The organism is Bacillus sp. FG16 (assembly GCF_057809515.1).
Genome location: NZ_JBMDKC010000234.1, coordinates 1 through 1619 on the forward strand (window position 1 = coordinate 1; position 1619 = coordinate 1619).

Genomic DNA, 1619 nt, shown 5'->3' on the forward strand with positions numbered 1-1619 from the left:
ATGGAAAACATGTATTTGGCATGCCTTTTTTCCTAATTAAGCTGAGTAGTTACGTAAAATTAGAAAAATATAGGATGAGGCACCGGGTTATTCTTTATAAAGAACAATCTGGTGTTCACATCCTATTTTTCTAGTCATTTCAACATACAGTTAATTTGCTTTTTGAAGCATCGGTATAGGTTGGGAAGAAGGAATGGTTATGATGGGGCTTCTTGTTTCCCCTATTGAGTTTTTCGCCATAATATAATACGTATGTTCCTTGGTAGGGTCTGTTTCCTCATCAATCATACTAGTTTCCCAAAAAGATTTTATATAGGTACCATCGCGATATAAATCAAATTGCTGTGCTTGTAAAGCTGTGATATGAAATTGATTTTTCCCATCTCGTGTCAACGTATGTTTGACTTGTACCCCCTGCGGCGGATACCAATAGCTCACAGGTGTTGCCACAAATCCATATCCGCTTGTCATATCAAGCAAAGTCTGATAGTTCATATAGACATATCCTTGATCTCCAAATTTTTCGCCCCAACTATTTCGTAAAATAAACCAATTGTTTTTCTCATCATATCCTACAACAACTAACGCGTGTCCACCTCTTGATTTTTTACTGGTGACAGGTGGTACAATCCCCGAAGATGGTGTGGCATCAAAATTGGGATACACATAAATGCCGACCATAACAGGATCACGATTGGCTAAAGCCTGTTTGATTTGTGCAACCATATTGGATTGTGAAATCAATTGATAATTTCGAATTTGATACGGAAGAGCTTGCTTCCATTGTACATTTGTAATAGGTTTTTGGAATTGCGCCGTATTTTCGGGATTCAAATCATAAGGCCTTTCCATTTCAGGGGTTACCCCTTGATATTGCATGGATTGAAACGCTTCTTCTAATCGCATGCCATCCTTAGGTCCTCTTGGATAATACATATAAAGCGGTGATAAATAGGAAATATCGCCTCCTCTTGCTGTTGTATCCCTACCAATATAGTATTCTCGGAGCGCCGTTGCGGCAAATGGAACACAGGTAGAAAATCTTCCTTGGTTTCGAACACTTGGAAAATAAGAGCGTAAGTCTACACGTTCAGGCAAATATTTTTGTTGTTTTTGTTTGGATGGACTCAGGTGTTGCCACTCTTGTTTCGGGACATATGTCGTAGGTGGCTGATAGGGGGCAGCAGATTCTTGCCCGATACTTTCCTTCATTCCTAGTCCATAGGTAGAAAAATCAGTAGGATCAAATGCCTTCTCTTCCGCAATTACGTTTACTGGAATGCCAATCGAGAAAAATAATATACTACTTATCATCCATAACCATATTTTTTTCATGTGTCACACCTCATTTTTTATTGTATACGTCTATTGCTCATATAAACTACAGAAATCATTCCATCACTTCGTCCCCTTCCTTTTTATAAAGTGTAAGTAAATCTTGTACTCTCACAAAATAGCGGTTCTCGTATGCAAAGTCAATTCTTTTCCAGAATGCTAACTTGAGAAATATGATTCTATTTCGGTCTCTTCAACATTTATAGAGTCCCCCTTATTTTAATAATCCGTAACTACTCAGCTTAGTTAGGAAACAAGGCATACCAAATACATGTTTCCTATTC

The 1619-nt window shown here is 38.0% G+C and carries 1 protein-coding gene; it reads right to left on the reverse strand.

Going from position 1 to position 1619, the window contains the following annotated elements:
• Positions 1 to 150 precede the first annotated feature (150 nt).
• On the reverse strand, positions 151 to 1335 hold the full coding sequence (locus ACODS7_RS31855; RefSeq protein WP_488828558.1) for a C1 family peptidase: 1185 nt from the start codon (positions 1333 to 1335) through the stop codon (positions 151 to 153).
• Positions 1336 to 1619: the final 284 nt, after the last annotated feature.

Bases quoted from the DNA above. Each gene is read 5' to 3' on its own strand.
- ACODS7_RS31855 (WP_488828558.1), bottom strand. From the start codon at position 1,335: ATGAAAAAAATATGGTTATGGATGATAAGTAGTATATTATTTTTCTCG.